Source organism: Frankia sp. CcWB2 (assembly GCF_977927585.1).
This window is the reverse complement of sequence record NZ_CDWRCM010000062.1, coordinates 6,921-21,182: the sequence shown is the minus strand read 5'-3', so window position 1 is coordinate 21,182 and position 14,262 is coordinate 6,921. Positions and strand designations below refer to the sequence as shown.

Annotated in this window: 15 protein-coding genes, 1 pseudogene and 1 CRISPR repeat array; of the genes and pseudogenes, 6 read left to right on the top strand and 10 right to left on the bottom strand. The window is 70.4% G+C overall.

Going from position 1 to position 14,262, the window contains the following annotated elements; genetic code table 11:
* The first annotated feature begins 136 nt into the window (after window positions 1-136).
* From ACY45C_RS09045 to ACY45C_RS09020, 6 genes are all read left to right on the top strand, one after another.
* Window positions 137-466, top strand: a complete 330-nt coding sequence (locus ACY45C_RS09045) for a TetR/AcrR family transcriptional regulator (RefSeq protein WP_462187175.1) — start codon at window positions 137-139, stop codon at window positions 464-466.
* A gap of 1,005 nt (window positions 467-1,471) precedes the next feature.
* Window positions 1,472-1,636 carry a keywimysin-related RiPP gene (locus ACY45C_RS09040; RefSeq protein WP_462187174.1) on the top strand — a complete coding sequence of 55 codons (165 nt, stop codon included), beginning with the start codon at window positions 1,472-1,474 and terminating at the stop codon, window positions 1,634-1,636.
* Window positions 1,637-1,873: 237 nt separating this feature from the next.
* Window positions 1,874-3,088, top strand: coding sequence for an FAD-dependent monooxygenase (locus ACY45C_RS09035; RefSeq protein WP_462187173.1), 1,215 nt, complete (start codon window positions 1,874-1,876; stop codon window positions 3,086-3,088).
* 297 nt (window positions 3,089-3,385) lie between these two features.
* Window positions 3,386-4,765 carry a Dyp-type peroxidase gene (locus tag ACY45C_RS09030; protein WP_462187172.1) on the top strand — a complete coding sequence of 460 codons (1,380 nt, stop codon included), beginning with the start codon at window positions 3,386-3,388 and terminating at the stop codon, window positions 4,763-4,765.
* Between the two features lie 625 nt (window positions 4,766-5,390).
* Window positions 5,391-6,014, top strand: coding sequence for an alpha/beta hydrolase domain-containing protein (locus ACY45C_RS09025; protein ID WP_462187171.1), 624 nt, complete (start codon window positions 5,391-5,393; stop codon window positions 6,012-6,014).
* Complete coding sequence (locus ACY45C_RS09020) at window positions 6,011-6,919, top strand: alpha/beta hydrolase domain-containing protein (RefSeq protein ID WP_462187170.1); 909 nt, start codon at window positions 6,011-6,013, stop codon at window positions 6,917-6,919. Before ACY45C_RS09025 ends, ACY45C_RS09020 begins: the two co-directional genes overlap by 4 nt.
* 73 nt (window positions 6,920-6,992) lie before the next feature.
* Here ACY45C_RS09020 and ACY45C_RS09015 read toward each other — a convergent pair whose 3' ends face one another.
* The 10 genes and pseudogenes from ACY45C_RS09015 to cas7e form a co-directional block, all read right to left on the bottom strand.
* A complete protein-coding gene (locus ACY45C_RS09015) occupies window positions 6,993-7,277 on the bottom strand; it encodes a ferredoxin (protein WP_462187169.1) in 285 nt (94 codons plus the stop codon).
* Window positions 7,278-7,330: 53 nt separating this feature from the next.
* Complete coding sequence (locus ACY45C_RS09010; protein ID WP_462187168.1) at window positions 7,331-8,893, bottom strand: NADH-ubiquinone oxidoreductase-F iron-sulfur binding region domain-containing protein; 1,563 nt, start codon at window positions 8,891-8,893, stop codon at window positions 7,331-7,333.
* Window positions 8,890-9,174: a hypothetical protein gene (locus ACY45C_RS09005; RefSeq protein WP_462187167.1), complete on the bottom strand. Its 285-nt coding sequence runs from the start codon at window positions 9,172-9,174 to the stop codon at window positions 8,890-8,892. Before ACY45C_RS09005 ends, ACY45C_RS09010 begins: the two co-directional genes overlap by 4 nt.
* Entirely contained in the window at window positions 9,171-9,788 is a 618-nt protein-coding gene (locus tag ACY45C_RS09000; RefSeq protein WP_462187166.1) for an FAD:protein FMN transferase, read from the bottom strand. Before ACY45C_RS09000 ends, ACY45C_RS09005 begins: the two co-directional genes overlap by 4 nt.
* Window positions 9,789-9,962: 174 nt before the next feature.
* A CRISPR array of direct repeats spans window positions 9,963-10,479; the repeat unit is 29 nt; unit sequence CGGATCACCCCCACGGGCGTGGGGAGGAC.
* A gap of 18 nt (window positions 10,480-10,497) precedes the next feature.
* Complete coding sequence (gene cas2e / locus ACY45C_RS08995; RefSeq protein ID WP_462187176.1) at window positions 10,498-10,803, bottom strand: type I-E CRISPR-associated endoribonuclease Cas2e; 306 nt, start codon at window positions 10,801-10,803, stop codon at window positions 10,498-10,500.
* Entirely contained in the window at window positions 10,791-10,985 is a 195-nt protein-coding gene (locus ACY45C_RS08990) for a hypothetical protein (RefSeq protein ID WP_462187177.1), read from the bottom strand. The genes cas2e and ACY45C_RS08990 overlap by 13 nt, the downstream gene beginning before the upstream one ends.
* A 163-nt stretch (window positions 10,986-11,148) precedes the next feature.
* Window positions 11,149-11,619, bottom strand: a pseudogene (locus ACY45C_RS08985) (CRISPR-associated endonuclease Cas1); the annotation flags it as partial.
* On the bottom strand, window positions 11,616-12,260 hold the full coding sequence (cas6e, locus tag ACY45C_RS08980) for a type I-E CRISPR-associated protein Cas6/Cse3/CasE (protein WP_462187165.1): 645 nt from the start codon (window positions 12,258-12,260) through the stop codon (window positions 11,616-11,618). The pseudogene ACY45C_RS08985 and the gene cas6e, both read right to left, overlap by 4 nt.
* Complete coding sequence (gene cas5e / locus ACY45C_RS08975) at window positions 12,257-13,018, bottom strand: type I-E CRISPR-associated protein Cas5/CasD (RefSeq protein WP_462187164.1); 762 nt, start codon at window positions 13,016-13,018, stop codon at window positions 12,257-12,259. The genes cas6e and cas5e overlap by 4 nt, the downstream gene beginning before the upstream one ends.
* Window positions 13,015-14,154, bottom strand: a complete 1,140-nt coding sequence (cas7e, locus tag ACY45C_RS08970) for a type I-E CRISPR-associated protein Cas7/Cse4/CasC (RefSeq protein ID WP_462187163.1) — start codon at window positions 14,152-14,154, stop codon at window positions 13,015-13,017. The genes cas5e and cas7e overlap by 4 nt, the downstream gene beginning before the upstream one ends.
* Between the last annotated feature and the right edge of the window lie 108 nt (window positions 14,155-14,262).

Genomic DNA, 14,262 nt, shown 5'->3' with positions numbered 1-14,262 from the left:
CCATGAGCCAACCACTGCGCCCGCCGGGTGCGGCAGATATCTCACACCATCCGGAGAACCTTCCGGTAGAATACTCGGTGTGGTCCTGGGTAGCGGGGCCGTTCCCGGGCCATCCCCACGATGCGGAGGCTAGTGCGTGCCCCCCTCAGTGAACACGGGATCGAAGCGTCCCCGGTCGCGGCGTGCTCGGGGATCCATCAATGCCCCGGGGATTCTGGCGGGCGCCTTCGAGTTTTGCCGGGACACGCCGGTCGATCGGTTGAGTATGCCCCGCCTGGCTGCGTATCCCGACGTCGGTGTCACCAGCATCTACTGGTATTTTAAGAGCAAGCGAGAACTCCTCGACGCCATGGCCGAGGAGGCACTCGTCTCTTTCTATGAGAGCATGCCTCCCCTCCGTGGTGACGACTGGGAGGACATGCTCCGCGAGTTCTTCAAAAATTTCTATGGAGTCGAAATGAAATAACTTGCGCGTTTCGAACCCTCCACAGGCCTGTGACCTGCGATGATGCTCTCGATCACGTATTTGTTACTTCATTACGTCCCCTATGCGCTGCTCGCCGTCGACGACCTGAAATGCGACCTGATTACGCGTCGTAGCGGCAGTCCGACCTACCAGAGGAGACCATCACCTCCTGGTTTCGGGCGGCGGAACTGCTGGCTGGGCTGCGGGATGCCGGATTCCCGTCGTCGCTGGCCTGGCACGCTTTCCTCACGCTCTCGACATACACCCGGGGCTTCCTGCTCACCGAGCGGCCCGTCGAGGAGCCGGCCGCGGCGGTCCCTGCGGCGGCGCAGCCTTCCGACGTCACCGTCCCGGAGGAGTTCGAGTTCGGGATCACCAACATCATTCTGGGCCTGCGCACCCTACTGCCCGAGGACGCGCGCGACCGCGACGTCGCCTAACGCTCCCGTATACAGGATCACAACAGGACTGCAGCAGGACCGCGCTCGCACTCGCGTGTGCCCGGCGAAGACGCCGCCGGCCGTCATTTCACCTCGTTGACGATTCACCTCGTTGACCGAGATCCGGGCCGTGGGCCGGACCTGGCTGTGCCACCGTGGTGGGCTTCCCGACGACCAGATCCGTAGGGTCCCAACAGCCTCGGACTGTCCCGCAAGGCCATCTTCTCGAGATCGACGCCGAGATCGATCCGATAACCCCTCCTGCCCCGCATGGCGCCTTTGGTGCGGCGTGGGGCCTCCGACGGGTGCCGGCCCGTGAGCCGGAGCTTCGGCCGGCTACAGCGATGATCTGCTCGATCGGCGCCCGTCTCCACCGCGACTCCCGATGGTGCCACCGAACCGGCGATGAACCAGCAATGGACAGCAAAGGAGCAGAATCGAAGATGGTTGGTCACAGGCGGTAAGTGGCGGTCGGAGGTGGGACACCGACGGCGGCCACTGTGTTGTCTGGATCGCCGAGAGTCACATAGACCGAATAAATCGAAGTCGGACGGAGGAATCCGGCATGAAAGCAACGTATGAGGCACCGACGCTCCGGGCCGAGGGCTCGTTCCGGCAGGTCACCGGTTTCTTCGGGGGCTGGGGCTGGGGCTGGGGCCACTGGGGTGGCTGGGGGCGCTGGGGTGGCTGGGGTGGCTGGGGCCGCTGGGGTGGCTGGGGCCGTTGGTGATCCCGGCTCCCGACAGTCCAGCAACCCGACCAGCAATCTGACACTCGGGTAACCCGACAATGCGGGAAACCGGAAAACCCGACAATGCGGGGTAACCGGGCAGCCCGACAAGTGGGCACCACGACATCCGTTGGCGGTGCTCCTCTCCGGGGACGACGGTGGTGACGAGCCGGCGAACGGTCGTTGCCACCCGCCGTCCGGGTCACGCCGAGGAGGAACACGGAGGAGGCACCTGCGGTGAGGATCGTCTGTGTGGGCGGCGGACCAGCAGGACTGTACTTCGCCATCTCGGCGAAACGCCGTGACGCCAGCCAGGAGATCACAATCCTCGAACGCGACCCGCCCGGGGCGACCTACGGCTGGGGGGTTGTGTATTGGGATAACCTTCTGGACGTCCTTTTCCGGAACGACCCAGGCAGCGCTCGTGCCCTGCGGGCTGCGTCCACTCTCTGGCAGGAGCAGCGGATCAGTCTGGGCGGATCGCGGGCGGCATATCTCACCGGCTACGGCTTCAGCCTGCAGCGGGCCGCGCTGCTCGAGATCCTCGCCCGGCGGGCCACCGATCTCGGCGTCGAAGTGGAGTACCGGCACGAGGTAGACGACCTGCGCCCGTACGCCGACGCCGATCTCGTCGTGGCGTCCGACGGCGCGAACAGCCGGGTGCGCCAGATGGCCCAGGACGATTTCGGTACCAAGGTCGAGATCGGCGGTAACCCGTACATCTGGCTCGGCACCGACAAGCGATTCGACAGCTTCACCTTCGCCTTCGAACGGACCTCCGCAGGATGGATCTGGTTCCACGCCTATCCGTCCAGCGCCGGTATCAGCACCTGCATTGTGGAATGCTCCCAGCGGACGTGGAAGGGACTCGGCCTTGATCGCCTGAGCGCCGAGGACGCGCCGCGGATGCTGGAAAAGATCTTCTCTGGTCCGTTGGACGGCCATCCGCTGATCAGCCAGTGCCGCGGCCGGGCGGCGCGGTGGCTGCGTTTCGCCGATGTCACCAACCGGAGCTGGTACCACGACAACGTCGTGTTGATCGGTGACGCCGCCCACACCACGCACTTCGCCTTCGGGTCGGGCACGGCGCTCGCGATCGTCGATGCGGTCGCGCTCGCGCAGAGCATGTACGACAGCGGCGGCGATCTGCCGGCCGCGCTGCGAGATTTCGACCGGCGGGGCCGGGCGGCCCTGGGTCCTCTGCAGGCGGCGGCGCGGATGAGCATGGCCTGGTTCGAACGGGTGGACCCATACCTCGATCAGGATCCGGTGTCGTTCGCCTACTCGATGGCGTCGCGCCAGGGCGAACAGCCGCCGTGGCGCTACCCGGTGCACCGTGCCAGCCAGCACCCGGCCGTGCGCAGGGCGCTGCGCGGACTGAACTCGAGTGCACGATGGGGCCTGGCCCGTGGCCGGGGCGAACCCGTCGCCCGGAGAAGTATGGAGGGTTAGTCCCGGTCGACCGGGGCGTGTGCCGAGCGTCCCGCAGTGGTCGACGGCGCCCTCCACGGCGGATCATCTTCTCACGGACATCGTGGAACTGCCCTATGACCCATGCGAACACCTCACCGGACGGCTCATCCGGGTGTCCTTCGGTGGCAATCGCCGCGTTGACGCCGGCCCGAGGATTGCCGGCCCGAGGATGATGTCGGATCTCACCGCGGCGCCGGTACGGATCCCGTGAGCGACAGGACGGATGGAACCGGTAGGTCTGAGACCGGTATGTCCAATAGGGCCGGTAGGGCGGGTATGTCGGACATTACGGATGTGGTGGACGCTGCCGATGTAACGGATATCGCCGATGCGGCGGATGCGGTCCGGGAGAACCGCCCGACCGGTCCCCACCGCCGCAGGGTGCTGCGGGGCGCCGGGCTGCTCGGCTTCGGCGGTGGTGTCGCGATCGGGGGAGGCCTCGGGGGAGTCATGGCCCTCGACAGCGGTGTCACCGTTGCCGCGGAACGTTCCCGGGAGGACCAGTCGGGCGGGCCGGACCGCGTCGCCGTGGTCCGTCGTGAGGCGCTGGCTGGGGTGGTGGGTGACGGCCGTCACCAGCCCGGAATCGCCGACCGGCCTCCCGCGCAGCTCGTCTTCACCGCCTACGACCTGACGACGTCCGGCCCGGCCGCGGTCCGCGCCTCCCTCGCCGCGGTGCTGCGTACCTGGACGGCCGCCGCCGCGGTGCTGATGCGAGGCGAGCCGCTCGACGGCGCTGAGCGGGACACCCAGGGACTCGGACCGGCGGGACTGACGATCACCATCGGGCTCGGTGCGTCCGCGCTGCGCCGCGCCGGCCTCGACGCGCAGATACCCGCGGAGCTCGCGGACATCCCCGCGATGCCCGGTGACCAGCTCGATCCGGCGCGCAGCGGCGGGGATCTCGGCGTGCAGGTCTGCGCCGAGGATCCGATGGTCGCGGTCTCGGCTTCCCGGCAGATACGTCGTCTCGCCGCTCAGGATGCCCGGCCCCGCTGGATCCAGCGGGGATTCCTTCGTTCCGCGGCGGCCGCGTTCAACCCCGGGTCCACCCCGCGCAACCTGATGGGGCAGATCGACGGCACGGACAACCCGGGACCGGGCACGCCGCAGTTCGGCCGGGCGGTGTGGGTGTCCAACGGGCCGGAATGGGTGCGGGACGGGTCCTACCTGGTCTGCCGGCGCATCCGCATGCTGCTCGATGCCTGGGCGCGGCTGGACGAGACGGCTCAGAGCGCGGTCATCGGCCGCCGCAAGTCCGACGGCACCGCGCTCTCGGCACCGCCGGTGGGGCAGGGCGGCGCTGAGACCATCCAGCCGGACTTCACTGCCCGCGCCGCCGACGGCAGTCTCGCGATCGCCGGCAACGCCCATGCCCGGCTGTCCCACCCGTCGTTCCACGGCGGGATCGCCATGCTTCGTCGCGGTTACTCCTATGACGACGGCCTGGACTCAGCCGGCGAGCCGGACGCCGGCCTGTTCTTCACGGCCTACCAGGCCGACCCGCGTACGGCGTTCGTCGCGGTGCAGCGGACCCTCGCGGCCGGCGACGCATTGAACACCTTCATCCGGCACACCTCCAGCGCCCTGTTCGCCGTCCCGCCCGCCGCGCCCGCGGGCGGTTTTCCCGCGCAGGGGCTCTTCGGCGCCGGCTGAACGGCACCGGCTGAATTTCGACCGGGTGATCCTGTGCCGCGCCGTTCCGCACGGCCACTGAGCCGCATCCGCACACGTGCGGCCCGCCGTCGAGGGACGTGCGGGCTGCACGGCCGGGGCAGGGTGGTCTGATGGGTGGTCTGACGGGTAATCCAATGAGTGGTCCGATGACGCCGTACCTGTACCTGTACCTGTACCCGTTCCCGATGCGCGGTGTGGTCGCGGCATGCCAGGCGCGCCCCGCGAGAAACCGCACACCGGCCCGGAGGTGGCACCTCTCCACACGGCCTCATCGGGGCTCGCGCGGACCACGGGGCTCCTGACCATCGGATCGGGATTTACGTCCCGGTCACAGGTCAAAAGTCCTCGGAATATGACATCTGAGCAACGGCGGCCATCGGTTCGATGCGCTCGCGTGCGGCACGATGGATCGTGGATCCGTGCGGCGAGCGCGAGAGGAACCGAATCGATGGAGCTGATGGAGATGGCGTCGGTGCGAGTCGACGGGCCGATCGCCGGCCAGGCGAGCCTGATCTCGACGTCTTTCGAGCTGGCCTCCATCGGCTATGGAGTCGAAATGAAATAACTTGCGCGTTTCGAACCCTCCACAGGCCTGTGACCTGCGATGATGCTCTCGATCACGTATTTGTTACTTCATTACGTCCCCTATCTGGCGGAGGAGTTCTTTGTGAGCGGAACCGCCGACTCCTATGCCGCGACGGGTCCGCTCACCTCTGATGGCAGGTGGGACGTGGTGGTCGCCGGCCAGGCGCCGTTTCGGACCCGTCTCATCGTCTACCGGCCTGCCGACCCGACCGCCTTCAACGGTACGGCCGTCGTGGAATGGTTGAACGTCTCTGCCGGAATGGACGCCGCCGCCGCATGGCTCACGACGCATCGGCATCTGCTCCGCGCCGGTTTCGCCTGGGTGGGGGTGTCGGCGCAACGCATCGGCATCGAAGGGATCGAGACCGCCGAAGAGGCCGGTGTCGAAGTGAGGGCCGTTGCGGGCGACGGTGGTGCTAGCGGCAGTAATGCGGGTGGCGGTGGTGCTAGTGGCAGTAATGCGGGCGAAGGTGGTGCCGGGGAGCAACGCGGTACTGGTTGGTGGCCGATCGTGCCGTCGCTTAAGAGTGCCGATCCCACCCGTTACGCGATTCTGTCCCATCCCGGTGACGCGTACAGCTTCGACATCTTCCGTCAGGCCGGGGAAACCGTGCGTCGCGGTCTCCTCGATCGGCGCGGATGATCGCCGTAGGCGCATCCCAGGCGGCGTTCTTTCTGGTGACCTATGTCAACACCATCGCGGCGCGGGACGGCGACGGCGGTGACGACGGCGGCGGCATCCGTGGTGGGAGTCGTGCTGCCGGCGGTGGTCATGGCGGTTTCGACGGTTACCTGGTCCAGGGCCGCCCGGGGACCACGGCGTCCCTCGACGGTCGGGGCGGCCCGACCCTGGCCGGGGATGTCCGGCTGCGCACGGACGTCGCGGTGCCCGTGATGGTCGTGCAGAGCGAGACCGACGTCGCCGGCGTGCTCGGCGCCGTGGGCGCCCGCCAACCCGATAGCGACCGGTTCCGGCTCTGGGAGATCGCCGGCGCGGCGCACGTCGACATCTACACGCTCAAGGCTGGTTTCCGTGACGACGGTGCGCTGCCCGCTGCGGAGCTGGTACGCCTTCTGGTGCCCAGTGCCGCCCCTTTCGGTGTCCCGTTCGCCGCTGCGATCAACAGCGGCCTGCAGCAGCACTATGTCGCCCAGGCCGCGATTGCCGCGCTGGACGACTGGATCCGTTATGGTGTCGCGCCCCCGTCCGCGCCCCACCTGCTAACCGCCGCGACGGAGCCGGCGGTACTTCTCCGTGACGCGGACGGCATCGCCCGTGGTGGCGTGCGCACTCCCTGGGTCGACGTTCCCATCGCCGTCCTGTCCGGCCTGGGACAGAACCCCACCGACGCCTCCGCCATCTTCGGCTCCACCCGGCCGCTGGATTCCGCCACACTCGCCGCCCGTTACCCCGCCGGCGCCGAGGACTATCTCGCCGCCTTCACCCGGGCCACCGACGACGCGATCGTGACCGGATTCCTGCTCGCCGAGGACCGTGAGGAGATCCTCGCCCTCGCGGCCGCCAGCTACCCAGGCACGCGGCAGTAACGCTGCTTTAGCCAAGTGGTAATGCGGCGGTAATGTAGCGAGCGAGACAGCGGACATCGGCCGCCGGGCCCGGCTACCCCTGTCCCTGGCCGGCGAGCAGGTGCAGCGCGAGCCGGGGACAGGCATCCGCCGCCCGGCGAGCATGCTCGATCAGCTCCGTGGAGACGGTGATTTTTCGGGTCGACTGTCCGGTCGTTCCGCGGGCCAGCGGATAACCTGCCGGATCGCGGGTCAGCAGCTCGGGTAGCAGCTCGACACACCAGCCGCGGCCGTCACATGCCGTCCAGTCGATCCACAGCCGGGCCGGGCCGGAGGCTGCGCCGGCGTTTGTGGTGTTCATGGCATCTGTGGTGTTCATGGCATCTGTCTCCCTGCGGATTCGTCGACGCTGCCTGGTCGGGATGGGTGTCGTCAGGAGGCGCAGGCCGAGCCGAGGCAGCGGCCCTCGGCGTGCGCCCGGATGTCCTCGGCGAACGTGCGCAGCGCACTGTGCACGAGGCGGGCCGCGCCGTCCGGGTGGTGGCACGCGCCGCGACCGGCGACCAGGGCGGCGAGGCGCAGCGCCCGGATGGCGGACTGCCCCGGATCGCCAGCCCCCTGCACCAGGCCGCCGGACCCGCCATCCGTTCGGGCCATCCCGGCCACGGCGTCCGCAAGCTGGGGCAGCCCGCTGGCGCATGGCCCGCACTGGCCAGCGTTCTGCGCGGCCAGGTACCCGACGATGCGCGCGGTCTCGACGAGCCCGCAGGCCCGGGCCGGGAGGACGGCGACCACTCCGGCGCCCGGTGCGGCACCCCACGGCGCCAGCGCCGCTCGGGACATCGCGATTGTCGTTCCCGGGCCGCCGGGCAGCCACGCACCGCTGTAGCCGCCGACCCGGAAGGCCCCGACCTGCTCGGTGAAGCCGCCCGCGAGCTGCGCGAGAGTGCCGAGCGGGGTGCCGAACGGCATCTCGACGACACCGGGCGCGGCGACCGCTCCCGTCACGGTGGCCAGGAACGTGCCCGGTTCCTCGGCGGTCCCGACCGAGCGGAACCAGCCGGCCCCCCACCGGGCGATCAACGCGAGGTGCGCGAGTGCCTCGGCGTTCTGCACCAGGGTCGGACGGCCGTGGAAACCGGCCTCGGCGAGCGGTTGCCAGTGCGCGCGCGGCCGGGCCGCCCCTCCCTCCAGGGCTGCGATGACGGCCGACGCCTCCCCAGCGATGAAGGTCTCCGGAGCCTCCCGGATCTGGACGGTGAACCGGTCCCAGCCCGCGGCCCGCCGTTGGGCCAGCGCCCGCCGGACCGCCGTGACCGCCGGCCCGGGTTTGAGATAGACGAAGGCCTCGTCGGCCCCGACCGCCTCCGCGGCGAGCTGCAGGCCGTCGAGGACGAGGTGGGGCGCCACGGTGAGCAGGGTGACGTCCTTGGCGCTCTCGGGTTCCCCTTCGGCGGCGTTGGCGACGACCACGGGGTGTGTGCCGCTCCGGTACCGGTCGGCTCGGTGCCCGGCGTTCCGGTGCTGGCTGCCCTGGTGTGTGCTGTTCCGGTAGGCGCTGTGCCGGTGCGCGCTGCCGGAGTGGCTGCCGTCGAGGCAGGTGCCCTCGGCGCTCGCGGCGAGTTTCCGCCAGGTGGGGAAGGCCGCGCCGCCCCGCCCGGTCAGCCCGGAGTCGTGGATCTCCGGAAGTAACCGCCCGGGTCCGCCGCGCCAGGGCAGCGGTCCACACTGGCGGTCGTGCGCGGCGAGGTCGGACGCGGCCGCGGTCAGCAGCCGTCCGGCCGGGACGTGATGCGCGGGGAGGCCGCCCGCGCCGGCCGCGGGCCGTACCGCGTGCATGGCCGCAGGCCAGGGCTCGCGCCCCCACCCGGGCTGGACCTCAGGGGAGCCTGCGCCGCCGACGCCGCTGGTGGTGCCGCTGGCGCCGCCGGTAGCGATGGTGGCGCCGGTCGGGATGGACGGTTGGGCCGCTCCGGCGGCAGCGCGGATGGTCATGTCTGCTCCGATCTGGGGGTCATGGTTGTGGGCGCCGCCGGTTGGTGTCGCGGGCTGAGGGGCCGGTGTGGGGTGGGGGGCCGGTGTGGGCGGGGGAGGAGCCTGAAGGAGGCGGAGCAGCGCCAGGCCGCGGATCCGGCGACGGCGAGCGCGAAACCGGGCAGACCCGCGAGGCCGCGACCCGAGCGGGCCACGATGCCGAGGACGACCGTCAGGGTGAGCAGCAGCAGGCACGTGGTGCCCGTGCCCCGGGCGGCGTACCAGAGGGCTTCGGTGCTCATCGGCCGGAACCTCTCGGCCGTGTCGCCGATCCAGCGGATGCGACTCGGGTTCCATCCTCGGCGGGCGGAGCCGTCTCGGCCCGGTCTACCCGGACCCCGGCCACCTCGACTCCGGCCACCCCGGCCGGGCTCGGGTCGGGCCAGCCCGCGGTCGTGACGATCGAGCTGTCCGCGGCGACGAGCCGTGCCGGCATCCCGAGCCGGCGCGGCCAGCCCACCGCCGCAGAACCGCGGACGATCGCGGCGGTGCTCGCCGTGTTCGCGTCGAGGCAGCTCGCGGCCGCCACGGTAGCGGTCCGCCAGACCACCGGCGCGGGCTGGCAGGTGCGCGGATCCAGGATGTGGTGCAGGAGCCGCCCGCCGCGCCGCCACCGTCGCCCGAGGGTGCTGGACGTCGCGACGGCGCTCCCGGCGGCCAGGGTGACGGTGCAGGCGGGCTCTCCCGGGCGGTCCTGGACCCGGATGCGCCAGCCGCCCTCCGGCGCGTTCCCGGCGGTGGCGACATCCCCGCCGAGGCTGACCAGCACGCCGGGCTCGGTCACCACGAGCCGGGCGGTCGTGCTCCACACCGACCACTCGACCGCCGCTGCCGCGCCGGGCATCTCAGGAACCACCGGTCGACGCGTGCGTGGGACCGTCGTCCCGCCCGACCAGCCGCCGGACGAGGACGCGCTGTCGGAGGTCGACGACGAGGTGGATCCGTTACTCGAGGTCGCCGAGCTGTCGTCCGTCGTCGAGGCCGAGATGGCCGCGGATGTCGAGGCGTACACCCGACGAGTACCCGCCGTCGGATCACCCCCACGGGCGTGGGGAGGACGTCCGGGTCCGGGTCGCAGATGTAGCAGGGACCGGATCACCCCCACGGGCGTGGGGAGGACCCGCTATGGGCATGGGGGTTCGCGCCGACGGACGGATCACCCCCACGGGCGTGGGGAGGACGAGCACTGCATGAGCAGCGGTGGTCAGGTCTACGGATCACCCCCACGGGCGTGGGGAGGACGGCTTCGAGGAGCGTCGCGTCGAGCATGGACGCGGATCACCCCCACGGGCGTGGGGAGGACCACGTCGCCGGATACGTCGCCCCATCAACCGGCGGATCACCCCCACGGGCGTGGGGAGGACGACGCCGGTGCCGCCAACCCGTTCCGGCTGTCCGGATCACCCCCACGGGCGTGGGGAGGACATGGGCGGATCAGCGGAGGTGAAGCGGAGCGGCGGATCACCCCCACGGGCGTGGGGAGGACCCGTTCCGGGCATGCGGGCCGTCCCGGGCATGCGGATCACCCCCACGGGCGTGGGGAGGACACTTGATTACCTGGGCTTTTAGGTGGTCTCCGGCGTCTGTTGTGATTGTAGGCCGATGAGTTGGAGGCCGTCGAAGTCGAGGACGTGGCGGCGTCGTTCTCCGGCAGTTTTGATCGTGAAGTCTTGTTCGGTGTCGGCGGGGTGGATGCAGACGGCGGCGCCGTCGGAGATGCTGGCGGCGACGTCGTTCCAGAGTTTGTCGCGGACGCGGGCGGAGACGGTGCCGACGTAGAGGCCGGCGGTGGGCTCGACGAGCCACCGGCTGAGGGCGCCGCGGACGTGGTCGGGGACGGCGGCGGTGGAGATGACGATCATTCCTGCCATGGGATGCCCAGGTTCACGTTGACGTCGTCGGGTTCGAGATCGCCATTGTCGAGGGTCGGGGGATCGCCATCGACGTCCAGACCGGCGTCCTCGGTGAAGTCGATCAGGTCGGGGTCTGGGCCGTCGCCGTAGTTGACGCCGGCTTTGACGGAGCCGAGCTGGGGATCCCAGAGGTGGACCATCTCGACCGCGAGGTTGCCGCGGCTGTCCTCGTCGTCCCCGTTCTTGGAGTTGGTGGGGTCGCGGTCGGGGTCGGGGTCGAGCAGGTTCTGGATGTCTCGGACGATGGTGGGGAGCAGCTTGACGAGTCGGAACTCGGTTCACCCCCACGGGCGTGGGGAGGACTTCCATGCCGCGTAGCTGGGCGAGGGTGGTGCCTTCGGGTACCTCGGTGGAGAAGCGGTGCCGGTACATGCGGCTGGCGACGCGGACCCGAAGGTCGTCTGCCCAGGCGCGGACCTGTTTTTCCAGCCAGGCGGTGGTCAGGCCCGCGGGATGGATGGTGGCATAGCTGCGGATGCCGCCAGCGCCGACGCAGACGAGGCTGGTGCCGTGCCGGGCGATCGTGCTCATCGCCGGCTGGGTGATGGAGGTTCCGGGGCCGAGCAGGATGCAGGACAGGGTGGCGACAGGGAGGTAGACCTGCTCGGTTCCGCGTGGGGACTCGACGTAGGCGAGCACGCCGGTGTCGTCCTGGGTGATGCGGACGGACTCCATGTAGAGGAAGGACAGCGAGTCCGTGACCCGGGGCAGCATCGCGAGAGTCGGCCGGCCGAGCCGGTGTTTGGCTGTCGTTGCGCTCCGTGGTGCGCTCATCGGCTGCCGCCGATCGGGGCGATGCTGAGCAATCCGGCGCCGTGGGCTTTGCCGCGGCCGACGCCGCCGAGGATGGCTGTCCGAAGCGCATCGGGGTCGGTGACGACGGCGATTCCGTCGTAGCGGGTGAGCGCGTGGCGGATCTGGGCGCGGCCTTGGCGGGGTCCGGTGATGTCGTCGAGGGGCAGAGCGGTCGAGCTGCGTAGCGCGAGGCCGCAGCGGTCGGCGCGGCTGGTCCACCAGGTTTCGGCTTCTTGCCCGCGGAGGGCGGCGAGCCGGCCGGGGTGCTTGGCGTTACGGCCGAGCCGTTTGGCGGGGTTCGCGACGAGCCGGTAGTGCACGCCGAGGCCGGTGTGCAGCCGGTTGAGCAGGCCGGTCAGGCCGCGGGTGGTGACCTGGCCGTAGCCGGCGGGCAGCTGGTCGGTCAGGGGGATCAGGCGGGTCTGGACGAGGATCTCGACGCCGGTGCGTTTTTCCTCGACGCGGAACAGGGCGCCGGCGAGGCTGCGGGCGTCCGGGCCGATCTGGTCGGGGACCAGTTTCATGATTCTCTGGTGGAGTGCGACCGCGTCGGTGAGATCGGTGCGCACGTCGCGGCGTCGCAGGTCCGGGACGATGCGGACCAGCCATACGGGGTTCATGGCTGTTCTCTCATGTAGGCGTAGAGGGCCCGCTGGAACGCCGGACCGTCGGCGGCGAACAGCGTGTCGGGCAGGGTGAGGGTTTCGCGGCGTACGGTCCGCCGCTGGTAGCGGCGGTCGAGGCCGGCGAAGCTGATCGGCATGTCGGCCAGTTCGGTGGTGGCGGTCGGGTCGAGTGGATCGGTCTCGAGGATGAGATCGACCGTGGTGTCCGGCGGCGTGGTGCGTAGGCGCCGTCGGCGGCGGGGGAGCGGGACGAGGGTGCGTAGATGCTCTTCGGGATCGTTGACGCCGGCGTGCAGCAACAGCGGCTGGTCGGGTGGGCAGGAGCGGCGGCCGAGGTAGGGCTGCCAGCGGGGTTCGCGTAGGGCCTCGCCGAGTTCGGCCACCAGGATGTCGGGCCCGGTGACGGCGACGGTGAAGGCCGCGTCGGACAGGTAGCGGCGCCGGCTGACGATGGTGCCGGTCTCACCGGAGCGGTGTTTGCCGTCGGCGATGGGCGCGGTACGCGCGGCGGGCAGGCCGCCGCCGACTGTGTGAAAGTCGGTGAGCGGCACCCCTGGGGCGTCGACGCGGACGGTGAATCCGAGCGGGTCGAAGCGGGTGAGCGGCTCGCCGCGGCGCAGCCCGACCGCACCGGCGAGCAGGCCGACCAGCCCGGAGCGGGTCGGGAACGCCACGGTGTCCCGGTCGGTGAAGGTGCTGTGCTCACCCCAGGACTGCAACGGGCCGGCGAGCCGCAGGATCAGCCCGCTCATGCCGAGGTGGGGTAGGCGGCGGTGACTGCGGCTGCGAGCAGCTCCCGGTAGGAGCCGTACTGCTCGCCCAGCCCGTCGGTGCGTGGCTTGCCGTCGATGGAGGCGTGGCCGTGGACGAGCAGGCTGTCCGGGGTGTCCCAGACGCGGTGCAGCCCGGCCGCGTAGTCGTCGAGGGCGCTGCGGGCCGCCTCGCCGTAGCCGCCTTCGATCCCGGCGGTGACGGGCCGCTCGAACGCCGCCGCGAGCGACATCGGCCGGTCGGCGCGGACCGCGACGTAGGCGAGTTCCGGTGGGGTGTTCGGCGCGGTCGCGTTCTGCTTGCCCGAGGGCAGCGCGGTCAGGAAGGCGGCGAGGAACTGTTCGGTCAGTTCCCGGGCCGTCGCGGTGTCCCCGTCGAGATTCGCCACGAGCCCGCGCAGGTCGAGGCAGGCGTACCGGTAGAAGACGCCGGCAGAGAACTCCCCGGCGTTCATGTGGCCGCTGCCATGATCCTCCCCGGAGGGAATGTCGTCAACGGCGGTGAAGAAGTCGATCTCCGGGGTGGTGGCGTGCACGGTGAACGCATGCGCGACCTGCACGGCGCCGTCGACGTCCGCGCCAGGCAGCTCGGCGAGCATCCGACCGAACAGGTTGATCGTCCCGGTCCGGCGGGCGAGGATCGCCGCGACCTCGCCCGCCGGCAGCACCGGCTTCGGGGTCTTCTTCGCGATCTCGGTCTCCAACACCGCACGATGGTCCGCGGCGAGGGTCGCGAGCTCGTCCAGCCCGGCGGTCGGCAGGTAGAGCAGCACCGAAGAGATGTCGTTCTTGTCCCGGTCCTTGTCGATTTTGATGCCGCTCTTGCCGGCCGACATCAACACCTGCCGGCCGGCGAACGCCGCCAGCTCAGCCGGCCAGCCGGCCAGCACGAGCCGCTCGGCGACGGAGGCGACGATCCGCCGCGTCCGCACCGCCGGATCCCCCAGTGCGGACTCGACGGTCAGGCGAACCTGACGTTTCCAGGACTGGGAGGACACCCGGGTGCGGGTCGCCGCGCCGTAGACGACGGTCTTGGGTGCGCCCAGGTCGTCGCGGTTGAGGTTCGAGAACGGGATGGTCTGGAGCAGATGGATGTCGAGGAACCGGGCGGTGGTCATGACGTCTCGCTTTCGCTGTCGGCGGCCGCACCGCCGGTAGAAATGTCGATGCTGGGGGTGGTGGACGGGGCGGCAGGGCGGGGCGCCGAGACCGCCCGGTAGTAGTCC